Here is a 16,108-nt window from a genome sequence, read left to right as displayed (position 1 = left end):
AGAAAATGGAAACTTTTATTCATGCTTATTCATGGGTCGATATCCGCTTCTTATTACAAGGTCTCTGGGTAACGATTTATGTTTCATTAATTTCAATTGCGCTTAGTTTTGTAGTTGGTCTTATCTTAGGGCTAGTTCGCTATATGAAAATTAAGTATCTTTCAGCAATTGTCGGTTTTATTATTGATATTATTCGTAACTTGCCATTACTTTTGATCATCTTCTTCACTTACTTTGGTTTGCCACAACTGGGTATCGTGACTAATCCAACGACGGCTTCAATTGCAGCCTTAGTAATTTTTGAAGGTGCAATGCTGGCAGAAATCGTGCGTTCAGGTATTGGTTCAGTTGATCCAGGTCAAATGGAAGGTGCTCGTTCAAATGGGATGACTTATGGTCAAGCAATGTATCATGTTGTAATGCCCCAAGCTTTACACAATATGATTCCAGCTCTTCTTTCACAGTTCGTATCACTTGTTAAGGATACTTCACTTGCAACAATCATTGTGTTGCCTGAACTTCTTTATCACGCACAAATTATTTACAGTCAAAACACGACTTACTTAATTCCAATGTATGTAATCATTGCGATTATGTACTTCATTGTCTGCTTCTGCTTGTCTCAAGTAGCTAACTACTTGCAAAAGAAGTACAACAATTAAGGGTTATAATCTTATTCAAAAAAACTAACTCATGCTACTATGGTGGTAAGAGTTAGTTTTTTTATTTAGGAAAATATTATGAGTGTAAATGAACAATTAACTGATCAAGAACGGGTTGAATTAACTAAGAAATCTTATGAAAATTTACAATTAGGTGAAAGTATTACTATCGGTCAACATCATCTTGGTATCGTCTGTCGAGTTGAGCGTGCTGAAGACGGCATGCGAGCATTCGTAATTAGTAATCCGAACGAAATTACTATCCTGTATAAGGGCTCTTATGGCATTAAAAAGGGTACGCCACAGACTTGGCGTGATGAATGGTTTAAAACTAATTTGCCAATACTAAGAGCGATGCTATCACATGAAAGACGAATTCCTAGTCAGTTAAAGTCAGCGAGCAAATTTTTAAATCATGTAATTAGCCAATTTAGAGGGAGTCGTGTTTATATTTATGGGCATTCTTTAGGCTCGATAAATGCACAATTTGCTTTGGCTAATTGTAGGCATCCAGAGGCAATTGCAGCCGCTTATTTATATGAGGGAACTAATATATGGTTATTGCTTACATTAAAAGAGCGGCGGTGTGTAGCCAAGATGCGTGAGCGGATTTATAATTATGTAGATATTTATGATCCCGTTACTTTAGGTATTACGGAAACGCACCACATGGTAGGTAAGTTGTGTTATGTCGATAGTGAACCAATGAAACCAATTAAGCAGCACATGTGGGGCGGATATCAGTTTAATGCGGATGGTAGCTTGAAGTTGCGAAAAGTGGACCAGGCATTTTTAGCTGAAAGTCGTAGTGAACATAAGTTGCTTAGTCGGTCAGGTGAAGTATCAGACTTTATTGAAAAGATTGGCTCTAGCGAACAAATTAAGAAAATGGCAATGGCAAAGATTGATCAATTAGCGCAGCGTTATCCTGATCATAAGAGTTTGTCGAAGTTGGCTGCTATGTTTAAGAATGAGTTGTTAAAGGATGAAGATAAGTGAAACTAGAGGAATTGGCTACTAAGCAAGTGATTGATGATGAAGTGATTGATCATTTTGATGATGATTTTTACGGTGATTTTTACGATTTCTTTGTGAACTTCATGAAGTTTAAGGAATTGACGGGGCAGATGAAGAAAGATCCTAACAAGGTGGAGTTTGTTTTTTATTTAAAAAATGAGGCTAACCGTTATGGTTATAAGTTAGTCTTTGATCATGAGCTGCGTTTTTTGCCAGAGAAGTCGGATGTGAGTGTTACGATGCTTGGAGCGGAATCGGTGGAAGATCTTGTGAGAAGCAGGGATGCAGTGATTGCGGATCTAGCAATGAAATTTAGTGCGGAGAACACCCATGATTTGATCCAGAATTTCAATGTAGAGATTGGCAAGTTGTTTGATCAGTATAACTTGGGCAAGGATAATACTTGCTATGTGTTGCGATAGAAAAATAATTCCCCTTATTGAGAATTTTGTACACTAAATTTTGAATTAATGTTTGATTAATACTGGGCTTTGTGTATCTAATGCAGAGTCCAACATTCTGATCACATAAAAAGAGGCATCGCTCAAATTTAAGCGATGCCTTTTAATTATCTAAATAAATTTTTATTGCTTCCAAGAAGCGTCAAGTTTAGCCTTGCCAGATTTAATATCGCTGGTCCAGTTTTGACCCTTGCTTGCCTTAGCCAAAATGTTTTGCATATTCACATTAACTTGATCATATGCAGTAATTGAGTTCTTAGTTACAGGTAAGAAGTATAAATTCTTTGAAGTCTTAGACAAAATTGCAGGAATCTTGCTGTTCTTAGCCTTTTGGTAAGCTGAATCATTCAAAGCGGCAGTGTTAACTGGCATGTAACCAGTTTGCTTTGCCCAGTAAAGTTGGGAAGACTTAGAAGTCAAGAACTTAAGGTACTTGAATGCAGCAGCCTTTTGCATTGCACTAGCCTTCTTGAACATGTAGATGTCAGTACCTTGTTGAACATTCATTGAACTTGGACGAGCAGCTACACCATAAACATAGCCCTTCTTAAGTCCTTGCTTAAGGTAAGCTTCATTAGCAGTTGAACCGATGAACATGGCAACTTGACCATTGTTGAATGGAGTTGACATGTACTTTTGCGTACCAGCTTGCATGAAGTAACCAGCCTTAACGCCCTCTGCATAGTAGTTGATTGCCTTAACGGAATCCTTAGCAGCAAAGTTGACGTTCTTGTTGAAGTCCTTGCCATAAGTTTCCTTCATTTGCATCATGTAGTAGTTGTTAAGTGCGTCAAAGCCAGCACCACGTACCTTGTGGTTACTCTTACGGTAGATTTCAGCAGAAGCACTAGCAAGTTGACTCATGTTAGTAGGCACCTTTACGCCATACTTATCAAGTAAGGTCTTGTTGTAGAAGAGTACTTCAACTGACTTGTTGAATGGGACACCATATTGAGTACCGTTGATCTTGGCTCCATCCCAAAGAGCTTGCTTAATGCCGCTATCCTTGTATGAGCCCCAGCCAATTGTTTTGTTGTTAACATATGGAGTTAAGTTAACCAGCATATTATTCTTAGCTGCGTTGTAAAGCCAACCTGGATAAGCTTGCGTAATAGTTGGCAAGTCCTTAGGTGATTGCAAGCCTGAAACAAGCTTTGCTTGTAAATCAGAATAGTTACCACCTTGGCTTTGCAACTTAATATTGATATTAGGATTTTTCTTTTCAAAATCCTTAGTCAATTTTTTCAAAGCGTTTTGTGAAGTTCCAGTTAATGAATACCAGAAGTTAATAGTAGTCTTCTTAGTAATTTTAGTTGGAATCTTTGTAGAACTTGAATTATTACTATTGTTTGAACAAGCGCTAAGGCTGATTAAACCGATTGTTGCTGTACTAACGAGTGCGAGCTTTTTATAAAATTTCATTCTATTTTTCTTTTGCCTCTCAATTTCTTTCCTACAAAGAGAAGTTTAACATAAACATACGGACTATTCATAGACAAATTTAACTAAATGTTCTTAAATGGACACTAGATAATTTAATCTCTAAGATGAAAACAGGTAATTTTTTAGCAGGTGAAAATTATGGATAAAAATCCTTTAGTTTATGAATATTCAATCGGTAAGCGTAAGCCATATGATTATGATTATGGTAACCGCCAAGGTAACCAGAATGCTGGCTGTCCCTTCTGTGATGTCCGTCATTTAGTAAATATCTTCGAAAAAGACGGCGATAAGATTTGGTTAAAAAATAAATATCCAACCCTACAGGATACTGATCAGACCATTTTAATTGAATCAAGTGACCATCAAGGTGATATTTCAACTTATACACGTGAAGATAATCAAGAATTAATGAAGTTTGCACTTAAATGTTTTCAAAAAATGTATAACTCTGGTAGATATAAGAGCGTTTTATGGTACAAAAACTTCGGGCCAAAATCAGATGGTTCTTTGACACACCCACACATGCAAATTGTTGGACTTTATCATAAAGATGGCTATCACGATATAGGGCCGGATAACTTTAAAGGATTTGAAGTTGGCAAATCTGGTTCCGTTGAAATGAATCTTTCAGCTTACCCTGTTCAAGGCTATCAAGAAGTGAATATCATTACTCATGACAATACTAATTTGGGTACTTGGGCAGATTTGATTCAAAAAGGGACGCAATATGTTCGTTCAGTTTTGTCCCATGGTGTAGATTCGTATAACTTATTCTTTTATCCAATTAATGATGGACAGGGGACATGTTGTAAAATTATTCCACGTTTTTATGCTTCGCCTTATTTTGTTGGTTACAAAATTTCGCAAGTTGATGATTCCGATACATTGAAGTGGGAAGCAGAACGATTAAAAGGTTTCGTTAATGGTGGTATTTTACATTAGGATTTCAAAAAACGTGTTCAGATATTTGGATGCGTTTTTTTGATATAATTAAAATGATTAAATACATTTCTAAGAAGGGATGCTCAATGAAGAAGATTGTTGTTATTGGTTCAAGCAATGTAGATACTACATTGCATGTAAAGGATTTTCCAAAACCTGGTGAAACTATCAACGCTACAGAAATTACTACTGCAGCTGGTGGTAAGGGAGCCAATCAGGCTATTGCTGCTGCTAAAAGTGGCGCAGAGACTTATTTTATTAATCGTGTGGGAGAAGATAGTGAAGGCGGCTATATTACTCATCAATTAAAGAGTTATGGTGTAGATACTACTTATGTTCAAACTACGATGGGTGTTAAGACAGGGCATGCGTATATTACATTAAATGAAGCGGGTCAAAATAATATTGTTATCGACCATGGTGCAAATTATGAATTAACTGTTGAAGATATTAAAGCAGCAGGTGATTTGATTAAGAGCTGGGACTGTATTATCGCCCAATTTGAAACACCAATTGAAGTAACTACAGCTGCCTTTAAGATGGCCAAAAAGGCTGGTAAAATTACTATTTTAAACCCAGCTCCTGCAGTTGAAGAAATTCCAGAAGAATTATTGAAGTATACAGATATCATTACACCAAATGAAACTGAAAGTGCTAAGATTACAGGAATTCAAATTAAAGATAAGTCATCTTTGGCTGCGAATGCTGAAAAGTTGCATTTACTTGGTGTAAAGAACGTTGTAATAACTTATGGTGATAAGGGATCATATATTTCTACTAAAGACATTGAAACTTTAATCCCTGCATATAAGGTTGAAGCAACTGATACTACTGGTGCAGGCGATACCTTTATTGGGTATTTGGCAAGTAACTTAAATGAAGATTTATCTAACTTTGAAGATGCTGCCAAAATTGCCAGTCGTGCTTCATCAATTGCTGTACAACGTTTAGGTGCCCAACCATCAATTCCTACTGCTCAAGAAGTCGAGCAAGCAATGGAGGACGAATAAATGGATAAAAAAGAACAAGATCGTTTGAAAAAAGAAGCTGCTGAAAAAGCAGCAAATATGGTTCAATCCGGCATGATCTTAGGTGTAGGTACCGGATCTACTGTAGCCTTTTTCATTGATGCTTTAGGTAAGCGCAAAGATGAAGAAGATTTGAAGTTGAAGGCGATCGTGACCACCAGTAATAGAAGTAAGAAGCAACTTGAGAGTTTAGGCTTTGAAGTTAGCGAACTTGCTGATATTGATCAAGCTGATTTGACTGTCGATGGATCAGATCGTGTTGCTGATAACTTAGACGGAATTAAAGGCGGTGGCGGTGCCTTAACTCTTGAAAAGAACGTTGTCATTAACTCAAAGAAGATCGTTTGGATCGTTGATGAATCTAAGTTGGTTCACCGTTTGAGCGGATTCCCTCTTCCTGTTGAAGTATTACCAATCTCTTGTGAGCAAAACTTCAGACGCTTTGAACAAGAGGGCTTGAAGCCACAATGGCGTACGGATGGTGACAAGCGTTACATCACTCACTATGGCAACTACATCATTGATTTAGCAGTTGATCCAATTCCTGCCCCTCATGGTTTAGCAGACTACCTTGATCATACTGTTGGTGTAGTTGAACATGGTTTGTTCCTTGATATGTGTGATGAAGTAATTATTGCTCATAGCGATGGTACGATTGAAGATAAGATTAAATAATAATTTTTAGCAAAAATGGTTAACTTTAACCATTTTTTATTTTGCCTTTTTTAATATCTTTTGTTAAAAATATATTTTTATTGTAAATACTGGATTAATTATCTATACTAGTGAAGATTTTATTTTTAAGTGTTATAGAGGATTATTAGACATGAATAAAATTACTAAAAAGCAAAAGATGAGTTTTGCGGGATTGTTGATCGCCATAGGTATTGTGTATGGTGATATCGGAACAAGTCCGTTATATGTAATGAAATCAATTGTGACTGAAAATGGCGGGATTGCCAACGTTAATCGAGAATTGATCGTTGGTTCAATCTCGTTAATTCTTTGGACAGTAACTTTGTTGACTACTGTCAAATATGTCATGATTGCTTTGAAGGCAACTAATCATGGCGAAGGAGGAATCTTCTCTCTTTATGCTTTAGTTAGAAAAAGAGCCAAATGGCTGGTCATCCCGGCTCTGATTGGTGGTGCAGCTCTGCTTGCCGATGGTACTTTGACACCAGCAGTGACCGTTACCACTTCGATTGAAGGGTTAAAGAATATGCGCTTTGGTGATGTGATTCCGGTTCCTTCTCAAGAAGTTGTAATTATGATTACTATCATCATTTTGGTAATTTTATTCTCAATTCAGAGGATGGGAACCAGCGTTATTGGTAAAGCATTTGGTCCAATTATGCTGATATGGTTTACCTTTTTAGGAGTAGTTGGCATTGCTAACTTGAGCCATGACTGGAGTCTTTTGGAAGCGATTAATCCCATTCATGCTATTCGAATTTTGTTTAGTCCAGCTAATAAAGTCGGGATTCTAATTTTGGGTTCTGTCTTCTTGGCTACTACTGGTGCTGAAGCATTATATTCAGATGTTGGACACGTAGGTAAAGCGAATATTATAGGCTCTTGGCCATATATATTTGTTTGTCTTTCATTAAACTACCTAGGCCAAGGCGCTTGGATTTTGCATAATGTTAGCTATCATGCTGGTAATGGTGACTTCAATCCATTCTTTGAAGTTGTTCCTAGCAATTTGCGTCTTTTTGCCATTGCCTTGGCTACGATCGCAGCTATCATTGCTTCCCAGGCATTGATTACTGGATCGTTTACTTTGGTTGCTGAGGCTAGCAGTCTAAAGTTTTTACCAAGAATGAATATTATTTATCCTTCAACTGAAAAAGGACAAATTTATATTCCATTAATTAACAAAATGATCTGTGTGGTAACTGTAGCAATTGTGTTCTTATTCAGAACTTCACACCACATGGAAGCAGCATATGGTTTGGCAATTACTGTCACTATGTTGATGACTACAATATTATTGTTTGAATACTTGGGTAAAAAAGGCAAACCACTTTACTTACGCGTGATCTTTTTGATTGCATTTGCTTTTATTGAAGGGATGTTCTTAATCTCCAGTTTGACTAAATTCTTACACGGCGGTTACGTAACTGTTTTAATTGCTGGCTTTATCTTGGTAATCATGTATGTTTGGTTTTATGGAAATAAGATTCGTGATAAGCGTGAGGCTAAGAATGCTTACGTTCGTTTAGACGAGTATACAGAAATGCTGACAGATTTAAGCCACTGCGAAGATTACCCTGTTTATGCCACTAATGTTGTTTATATGGCAAAGGTTAAGTATAACAAGTTCATTAAGCGTGAGATGCTTTATTCAATTTTGGATAAAAGACCTAAACGTGCTAAAGCCTATTGGTTTGTTACTGTCAATGTAACAAACGAACCATATACTGCAGAATATGCAGTAAATACGTACGGTACTAAGAACGTAATCAACGTTCAGCTTTATCTAGGTTTTAGAAAGCAAACTAGCGTTAACGTCTACTTACGGCAAATTGTTCATGAATTGATTGCAGATGGTACTATTGAGGCTCAACCACAAAGATTCACTACTACTCCTGGTAGAGATGTAGGTGACTTCTCCTTCGTCATTGTTAATGATGTAATTAGTCCATTAACTAAATTGACTGGTTATGAGAAGTTTATGGTCGAGGCTAGAGTCTGGCTGCAAAATTTATCTTCTAACCCGGCTTCTTGGTTTGGTTTAGAGTATGCAGATACTGTGGTAGAACGAGTACCATTGATCTTAGGCAAGCATCAAGAAAGCTATATTAAGCGAATTAAACCTAAGAAACAAACTAAAAAGTAAATGAAAAAAGTCTAGCCAAGCTAGGCTTTTTTAGATTAGATCGAACCACTTTTTTTATTGGTTGATTTCTTGTATTATTAAGTTAATTAATACGCTTAGAAAGGGTAAATTTTATGACCAAAAAACCTTTAATTATTAGTACTGATCCAGGAATTGACGACATCGCTGCAATGACTATCAGCCTTTTTGCGGACGAACTCGATGTTCGAATGATCGTTCCAACTTGGGGGAATGTAGCACTTAAATATACTGTGCAAAATACGCTTAATTTGGAAAAATTTTTACACACCAAGGTTCCTGTAGTAGTTGGTGCCAATCAACCACTGGTTGCACCAATGATTAGTGCTGCATCAGTACATGGAAAAACTGGAATTGCCGGTTTTGAATTTGAAAAGGCGAATACTGATCTCATTAAGCCGGGGATTGCTGCCACTTTAATGGCTGAAGAAATTAAGAATAGTCCAGAAAAAGTGACATTGATGGGGATTGGGCCTTTGACTGATTTTGCTTTACTTTTTAAGCAATATCCTGAAGTAAAGGATAATGTTGAACAAATCGTGATCATGGGTGGAAATATTGGTCGCGGTAACCATAGTCCGCTTGCCGAATACAATATCGCTGGTGACCCAGAAGCAGCTCAAGTGGTCTTTCATAGCGGTTTACCAATCAAGGTGGCTCCACTTGAAATTGGTAATAAAGCTCATCTTACACCAGATCAAATGAGTAAGATTGAAAAATGTGGTGAAGTGGGTAATATGCTTTACTCACTCTTTTCACACATTCACGAACCAGATGGTGATCCTAGAATCAAGATCTATGATCCAACAGCCGTAGGCATTTTGCTTCATCCTGAAATGTTTACAATGAAAAAGGCCAACGTTGAAATTGAACTTCGTGGCCAATTCACTTATGGTGCAAGTGTCATCAACTTCATGGATCAAGAGCATGCAAATGCGGAAATTGCGACTGATGTTGATTTAGACAAGTTTGCAAAATGGTTTATCGATAGTATCAAAAAAGCTGATCAAGGAAGAGAATAATAATGGCTAATTACGTTTATCGGACAGTAATGCAGGATATAAAACAGAATATTTTAAATAATAAATATGATGGGATGCGGATTCCCGATGAGCGTAGTTTAGCAGAGCACTATGGCGTTAGCCGCTCATCGATGAAAAGGGCGTTGGAACTGCTCGCTCAACAAGGAATCGTCTTTAAAAAGCGAGGCAGTGGGACTTTTATTAATCCACTTTATTTGAAAAATCAGGCGATGTTTCGCTATGATGGCTCGAATTTAGGGATTACTGATAGTTTTAAGGTGCCTGGCAAAAAGCAGCAGATTAAGTTGCTCGATTTTCATGTAGTTAAGGCTACTAGGGAAATTGCAGAAGATTTATTTTTGAATGAAAATGATTTCGTTTATGAATTTAAGCGTCTGCGTCTTTTAGATGAACAACCATTTTTGATTGAAACAGGGTATTTACCAATTAAGATTATGCCGGAATTGAAGCCTGAAACGCTTCAAGGGTCATTGTTCAATTATTTAGAAGACGAGCAAAACAAGACCGTTACTAAGGCATTTTTGAATATCACGGTTGAGCCATCAAATAAGACAGATCAAGAGCAATTACATTTAAAGCCTACGGAACCTGTAGGTGTGATGGATGGTATCTTTTTCTTAGATGATGGTACGCCGTTTGAGGTTTCGAATATGCGGGTGCACTACCACTATATGAATTTCAATACTTTTGTAAATTTGGGCAAATAAAAAGTTGAGCAATTTGCTCAACTTTTTTAGTTAATTTTTTTGAAGAGATGAATATATATGTTAAATGTAGGTCAAGCATTAAAAAATGAGAGATTAGCGCAAAATAAAACGCAACGTGAGTGGATAAGAGATATTCATATCTCTGTGTCTCGGTACTCTGAAATTGAAAACGGGGTTATAAAAAACGGTAAAAAAGCAGATATAGGCAGTGAGCAACTTATTTTACTTCTTGAAAGCAATGCAGTGAGCAACTTATTTTACTTCTTGAAAGCAATAATGTAGATGTAAGAGAATTTTTTTCAAATTTGTCAAAAGGCTCAACTTCAACTGAAAAGCTGTCTTTAGAATTATCGCGGGCTTTTAACAATTGGGATGCAAAAAGGGCAGACGAGTTAAGAAAAAAGATACTTATGAACTCAGGAGCTTCATTAAGTTTGAAATATAGGGCTATTTTAATAGCAGCGGAATTGAAAGATCATATGGCATCATTAGATCAAAATACAATAGATAAGATTAGTAATTATTTATATAGATCAAATGATTGGGTTAAAAATAAAGAGGCTTTGAGATTATTTGGAAATTCTATGCCAAGGATGAATTCAACCGTCTTAAGACGACGGATGAAACAAGTAATTAAAGAGTATGCAGATATTAATAAATTTTCTGATGATGTACGGCGTCGTATTTCTACTATCTGTGTAAATTATGTATTTAATGCAATTTTCGTTTATAAAACAGATGCATATGTTCAAGAATCACTCGATTTAATAAAAAGTCTCCCAGCTAATGATATTTATGGACTAAAGAAAATGGTGGGGCAATATTATGTAGATTACTTGAATGGTGATCAAAAACATATAGCAGAATTAAAAGATTTGCTTGAAAGATGTGGGTATGTATCTTTAGCTAAGCGGCTAAATTTCGACATATCGAATTAATTTTATAAAATAAAAATAGTTATGTAGAATACAGTAAAAATTTATGGAGGGAGTATACGTTAGAAGGGGGAGTGGTATGAAATACGTTGTAAGAAATTATCCTAAACATATTTTACTTTTTGCTATTCTTTCAGTATTACTTGCAACTATTACGGTGTCAGATGCCCTAGTTTTGCAATTTATTATTAATAATGTTAGAAATACTAATAAAATACCATATTATGTGTTAGTTTTGTCAGTTATCGTGTTTATTCTAATTGAAGGCTTTGTATATTATTTTCAACAATTTAATTCTGAATACTTAGCTAAAAAAGCAATAAATTTATATCGTGGTATAGTCTTTAAAAGAATTACGAGTCAGCCTATATCAACTTTTAATGCTAAATCTCCTAGTAATTATGTTTCATTAATGACTGCACAAATGGATAATCTTGATGAAAATTATTTTGCTGCAATATTTTGGGCTTTTTATTTAGTGATTCAATTCATAGTTGCATGTGTCATAGCACTTATTATAAATCCTGCCATGGCTGGTATAGCAATTATATTATGTATTCCTAATTTACTATTGCCATTAATTTTTAGAAAATCTCTAGAAAGTTCTAAAATCGCTACAATAAGACAAACAGATTCTTATGTTGCTAAAATATCAGATTATTTGTTTGGTTTTGCAGATTGGAAAATTAATAGTGGTAACAAAATTATTAATAAGCAAGAAAGTATGCAAAATAAGCAACTGTTACAATCACAAAGGAGAGAATTAAAGGCACAAAACCTTTCAACAGCGTTTAATCATGCCTTTTCAAATGTATTGTATTTAGGTACGTGGTTGATTGGGGCTTTTTTTATACTAAATAGACAAATGACTATTGCTTCAGTTGTAGCATTTTCTCAATTAGTAATTAATATTTCATTTCCAATCTATAGTTGTGCTGATATGTTTTCTCAAATAGTTGGTGGTAAAAAATTATTTGAAAAGATTGAAAAGCAAATATTAATTAAAGATAATGATTCTAATGGTATTGGAAATTTAGGAACAGTTAAAGAAATTAGATTTAAAGATGTATCGTTTGAAAGTAAACAACAAATGATACTTAATTCATTAAATCTTAGTATTTTAGCAAATAAAAAATATTTGATAAAAGGGCCAAGTGGTAGTGGAAAAACCACCTTTCTTAAGATACTAACAAAGCAGATATTAGATTATAGTGGTCATATTACTTTCAATAGTCAGGATTTTAAAAATATCTCAGATCGAGAATTGTACTCAAAAATTGGATATTTGCCACAACATGGCCATATATTTGAAACAACCTTGGCCAATAACTTATCATTATTCCAAGAAAAAGAAAGAGAAGATTTAATTAAGGTTTTACAATTTGTGGAACTAGAAAAGTGGGCAAATGAAGAGGCTTTAAATAAGCAAATTGATTCAGAATCTGTTTCAGGAGGAGAAGCAAAAAGAATTGAACTTGCACGTATTCTTTTACAAAATAAAGAAATCATCATTTTAGATGAATTTTCATCGGAATTGGATAAAGAAACTTTTAAAAAGATAGAAAATAAAATTTTTTCTTTACCGAATAAAACAGTACTCTATGTTACTCATGTGTATGACAATGAATTAATTAATAAAGCCGATCAAGTTATTCAATTCTGAAAATTAAGGGTAAATAAAAAGTTGAGTTTTTCGCTCAACTTTTTTTATTTATTCAAGTAACTATCTAGCACTTCCAAAACGCCATCGGTGTTATTAGAAGGGGCTTCATATTTAGCTATTTTTTTGAGTGCAGGCTCAGCATTTTCCATTGCGTAGCTGTAGCCAGCCAGCTCTAGCATTTCTTTATCATTCATTCCATCGCCAAAGGCAATTAATTCGCTAGGCTTAGCGTCAAAGTAGCGTAGGAAGTATTGTAAAGCACTACCTTTATTAACGCTGTATGGCACAATATCAAGCAAGCCGAAACCACTTGAAGTACAGTGAATTTTTTCAGTGTGGTGTTTGTTAAATTCTTTTTCAAGTTCCGCCGAAAAGTCTTTTCGGTAACTTAAAGTGATTTTTGTAATTTGATCATCAGGTGTGACTGCCGCTAAGAGATCGTTGACTTCAATGCTTTCTGGATAGTAAAAGCTCATTTTTTTCTTAAAGTCAGGGGATGCATCAATGGTGGTATATGAATGATATACCCCGGTGACGATAACTGAGCTTTCAGGATAATGCTTTTGCACAAATTTGATTAGATCAACAGTAGTTTGATAAGTAAGCAGGTGGCTACTGATAATTTCATTATCCTTGAGGAGTAATGACCCATTATCTGCAATCATATCAATTCTAGTTAAAAATCCTGCAAAGTCTTCTCGCAATCTAGTGTAAGGTCGACCACTTGAAACGATAAAGTGAGCGCCGTCTGCTCGTAATTGATTCAAAATACGATTAAATCTTTGATGATCAAAGGTTTGATCGTTACGCATAAAAGTGCCGTCCATATCGACAGCAACAACTTTAAAGGGTAATTTACTCATATATTATTTGTCCTTTTTAAAAATCTATATCTTTTCAATATTCTATTATAAGCTAAAAATTAAGCGCTAACAATTATAATACTTAGCTATCTAACTGTTATAATTAATAAAAACGAAAAGAGGAATACTATGCCAACAAAAAAAGAAAAATTTGCTGAAGTAAATCGCTTGCTTCGGCTTTACATGATTCAAACACAGCGTTTCATTATGCAACAAATCTCCATTCTACAAGTTACACCGCAACAAGCCCATACATTAGCTTATATTAAAAAGCATCCGGGTTTAATTCAGCGTGAACTTAGTGATTTCTTTCATTTACGTAATGCTTCGGTTACGAATATGGTGAAAAATTTAGAGCGTGATGGATTAATTGAACGAAAAATTGATCCTAAGTCTGCCAGGAATAAACGAATTTATTTAACTAAAAAAGGTGAAGAAATTGCCCAAGATATCGAGGATCAAATGAATCGTTTAAACCAGCAAATTGTTGATAGATTAGATGAGAAAGATATTGATAATTTGCTTACTAGTTTGGAAAACGTTATCCAAAGTCTTGATAGTAAAAATTAGATACTTGACTATTAGATACCTAAGTGTTTAAATGATTAAAAAGTTAGATACTTAACTATTTAATTGGGAGGGTATACCATGAACCATGAAGATATTTCTATAGATAATGGTGCTAAAGCGAATAAGTTTAAATTTAGCAGCTTTTTCAAATTAATTAATAGTTTAAAACCACATTATTCCAAACTAATTATTGGAACAATTTTGGGATTTATTGCTACAGCTGCTAATTTATTTGTTCCTCAACTAGCACAGCGTTTAATTAATGGCTTTAAAAATTTGAGTCCTAATTTGATTATTTTAACGATTGTTATTTTTATTGGTGGATTAGTTATTAGTGCACTATCAGGACTTATTTTAGGTATTTTTGGTGAAGATGTTGTTGCTAAACTGCGCAAAAAATTATGGCAAAAATTGCTCAATATGCCTGTTTCATATTTTGATAATACTAAAACTGGTGAGATAAGTTCGCGTTTAGTAAATGATACTTCACAGGTTAAAGAATTACTTGCTTCAACCTTGCCTAATGCAATGACTTCAATTTTACAATTTTTTGGTGCATTGATTATTATGATGGCAATGGATTGGCAGATGACATTATTAATGTTTATTGGTGTACCATTAATCGTCTTAGCTGTTATCCCAATTATGCAAAAGTCGCGTAGTATTGGGCGTAAACGGCAAGATGAGTTGGCTAATTTTTCAAGCGATTCAACCAGTGTTTTAAGCGAAATTCGTTTGGTTAAATCATCTACTGGTGAAAAAAAGAACTAAGAGATGGTAATCACCGTATCGATAATCTTTATGGAATTGGTGTAAAAGAAGCTTGGATTAGTTCACTTACTTCACCTATTACTAACATGTTAATGATGATCATGTTCTTGGGTATTTTAGGTTATGGCGCAATTCGAGTAATGAATGGTTCAATGACCATGGGTGCATTAGTTTCTTTCTTAATGTATCTTTTCCAAATAATGTCTCCAGTAATTATTATTAGTCAATTCTTTAATCGCCTTTCCCAAACTAGTGGTTCAACAGAAAGAATCAACCAGATTTTGCAAGAAGATGAGGAAACAAAGACTGACAAAAAGAAGATAGATATTGCTGATAAGACTTTAAAATTTGAAGATGTTAGTTTTGAATATGAAAAAGATAAGCCAATTCTTCATAACGTTAATCTAAAGGCAGAACCTAATACTGTTGTAGCTTTTGCTGGACCATCTGGTGGTGGTAAATCGACTATCTTTTCATTAATTGAACAATTTTATCAGCCAACTTCTGGCAAAATTGTAATTGGTAATACTGAAATTGATGATATTGATTTAAGTGATTGGCGTAAGCAAATTGGCTTGGTAGGGCAAAATTCTGCGGTAATGCCTGGCACAATTCGTGAAAATTTAGTTTATGGATTGAATAAAGATGTTACCGAGGCCGAGCTATGGCGTGTTTTGAAAATGGCATATGCTGATCAATTTGTAAAAGAAATGGATGATGGACTTGATACGCAAATTGGTGAACGTGGAATTAAATTGTCTGGAGGTCAAAGGCAAAGAATCGCAATTGCGCGTGCATTTTTACGTGATCCAAAGATTTTAATGCTTGATGAAGCAACTGCTAGCCTTGATTCAGAATCTGAAGCAATGGTACAAAAAGCATTGAATACCTTAATGAAGGATAGAACTACTCTAGTTATTGCGCACAGATTGAGTACAATTGTTGATGCCGATTGTATTTACTTTATTGATCACGGAACAGTTTCAGGCTCTGGAACTCATGAAGAATTAATCAAGTCAACACCGCTTTATGCACAATATGTTCATAATCAATTTAAGAAGTAATAAAAAAATCGAAATCCAAGTAAGAATTTCGATTTTTTTATTTAAGCGGATCTACTCCAGTAGTGTTTGGATTCATTTT

15 protein-coding genes and 1 pseudogene are annotated in these 16,108 nt (G+C 34.9%); 14 read left to right on the top strand and 2 right to left on the bottom strand.

The genetic code is table 11. The annotated features are described in order from the left end of the window. The first annotated feature begins 5 nt into the window (after positions 1-5). The 3 genes from SO785_RS05720 (at position 6) to SO785_RS05710 (ending at position 2,101) form a co-directional block, all read left to right on the top strand. Positions 6-662, top strand: a complete 657-nt coding sequence (locus SO785_RS05720) for an amino acid ABC transporter permease (protein WP_003546369.1) — start codon at positions 6-8, stop codon at positions 660-662. 78 nt (positions 663-740) lie between these two features. Next, positions 741-1,661 carry a DUF2974 domain-containing protein gene (locus tag SO785_RS05715; protein ID WP_003546370.1) on the top strand — a complete coding sequence of 307 codons (921 nt, stop codon included), beginning with the start codon at positions 741-743 and terminating at the stop codon, positions 1,659-1,661. Next, positions 1,658-2,101: a hypothetical protein gene (locus SO785_RS05710; protein WP_003546371.1), complete on the top strand. Its 444-nt coding sequence runs from the start codon at positions 1,658-1,660 to the stop codon at positions 2,099-2,101. Before SO785_RS05715 ends, SO785_RS05710 begins: the two co-directional genes overlap by 4 nt. Positions 2,102-2,263: 162 nt before the next feature. Here SO785_RS05710 and SO785_RS05705 read toward each other — a convergent pair whose 3' ends face one another. After that, on the bottom strand, positions 2,264-3,562 hold the full coding sequence (locus tag SO785_RS05705) for an extracellular solute-binding protein (protein WP_003546372.1): 1,299 nt from the start codon (positions 3,560-3,562) through the stop codon (positions 2,264-2,266). A gap of 159 nt (positions 3,563-3,721) precedes the next feature. Here SO785_RS05705 and SO785_RS05700 point away from each other — a divergent pair, with 159 nt between their 5' ends. From SO785_RS05700 to SO785_RS05660, 9 genes are all read left to right on the top strand, one after another. Next, the gene (locus SO785_RS05700; protein ID WP_003546373.1) at positions 3,722-4,525 is read left to right on the top strand and encodes a DUF4931 domain-containing protein; all 804 of its coding nucleotides are present in this window, start codon (positions 3,722-3,724) and stop codon (positions 4,523-4,525) included. Positions 4,526-4,611: 86 nt separating this feature from the next. After that, the gene (gene rbsK, locus SO785_RS05695; protein WP_011254195.1) at positions 4,612-5,535 is read left to right on the top strand and encodes a ribokinase; all 924 of its coding nucleotides are present in this window, start codon (positions 4,612-4,614) and stop codon (positions 5,533-5,535) included. After that, the gene (rpiA, locus tag SO785_RS05690; RefSeq protein ID WP_021874043.1) at positions 5,536-6,228 is read left to right on the top strand and encodes a ribose-5-phosphate isomerase RpiA; all 693 of its coding nucleotides are present in this window, start codon (positions 5,536-5,538) and stop codon (positions 6,226-6,228) included. Positions 6,229-6,379: 151 nt separating this feature from the next. Beyond that, positions 6,380-8,395: a KUP/HAK/KT family potassium transporter gene (locus SO785_RS05685; protein WP_003546378.1), complete on the top strand. Its 2,016-nt coding sequence runs from the start codon at positions 6,380-6,382 to the stop codon at positions 8,393-8,395. 113 nt (positions 8,396-8,508) lie between these two features. Then, on the top strand, positions 8,509-9,435 hold the full coding sequence (locus SO785_RS05680) for a nucleoside hydrolase (protein WP_003546379.1): 927 nt from the start codon (positions 8,509-8,511) through the stop codon (positions 9,433-9,435). A gap of 2 nt (positions 9,436-9,437) precedes the next feature. After that, entirely contained in the window at positions 9,438-10,163 is a 726-nt protein-coding gene (locus tag SO785_RS05675; RefSeq protein WP_003546381.1) for a GntR family transcriptional regulator, read from the top strand. Between the two features lie 57 nt (positions 10,164-10,220). After that, positions 10,221-10,445 carry a helix-turn-helix domain-containing protein gene (locus SO785_RS05670; RefSeq protein WP_003546382.1) on the top strand — a complete coding sequence of 75 codons (225 nt, stop codon included), beginning with the start codon at positions 10,221-10,223 and terminating at the stop codon, positions 10,443-10,445. Between the two features lie 23 nt (positions 10,446-10,468). After that, complete coding sequence (locus SO785_RS05665; RefSeq protein ID WP_003546385.1) at positions 10,469-11,101, top strand: Rgg family transcriptional regulator; 633 nt, start codon at positions 10,469-10,471, stop codon at positions 11,099-11,101. A 76-nt stretch (positions 11,102-11,177) separates the two neighbouring features. After that, positions 11,178-12,761 carry an ATP-binding cassette domain-containing protein gene (locus SO785_RS05660; protein ID WP_015613326.1) on the top strand — a complete coding sequence of 528 codons (1,584 nt, stop codon included), beginning with the start codon at positions 11,178-11,180 and terminating at the stop codon, positions 12,759-12,761. Between the two features lie 44 nt (positions 12,762-12,805). Here SO785_RS05660 and SO785_RS05655 read toward each other — a convergent pair whose 3' ends face one another. Then, entirely contained in the window at positions 12,806-13,624 is an 819-nt protein-coding gene (locus tag SO785_RS05655; RefSeq protein WP_003546391.1) for a Cof-type HAD-IIB family hydrolase, read from the bottom strand. A gap of 129 nt (positions 13,625-13,753) precedes the next feature. On the opposite strand from SO785_RS05655, the gene SO785_RS05650 reads away from it, so the two are divergent. Together SO785_RS05650 and SO785_RS05645 are read left to right on the top strand one after the other, a co-directional pair. Beyond that, positions 13,754-14,194, top strand: coding sequence for a MarR family winged helix-turn-helix transcriptional regulator (locus SO785_RS05650; RefSeq protein WP_003546394.1), 441 nt, complete (start codon positions 13,754-13,756; stop codon positions 14,192-14,194). Between the two features lie 78 nt (positions 14,195-14,272). Next, positions 14,273-16,029 (top strand): annotated as a pseudogene (locus SO785_RS05645) (ABC transporter ATP-binding protein). Positions 16,030-16,108 lie beyond the last annotated feature (79 nt).

Origin of the sequence: Lactobacillus acidophilus, assembly GCF_034298135.1 — a bacterium.
In the GTDB taxonomy this organism is placed as follows: Bacteria; Bacillota; Bacilli; order Lactobacillales; family Lactobacillaceae; genus Lactobacillus; species Lactobacillus acidophilus.
This window is presented reverse-complemented; position numbering and strand designations above follow the sequence as displayed.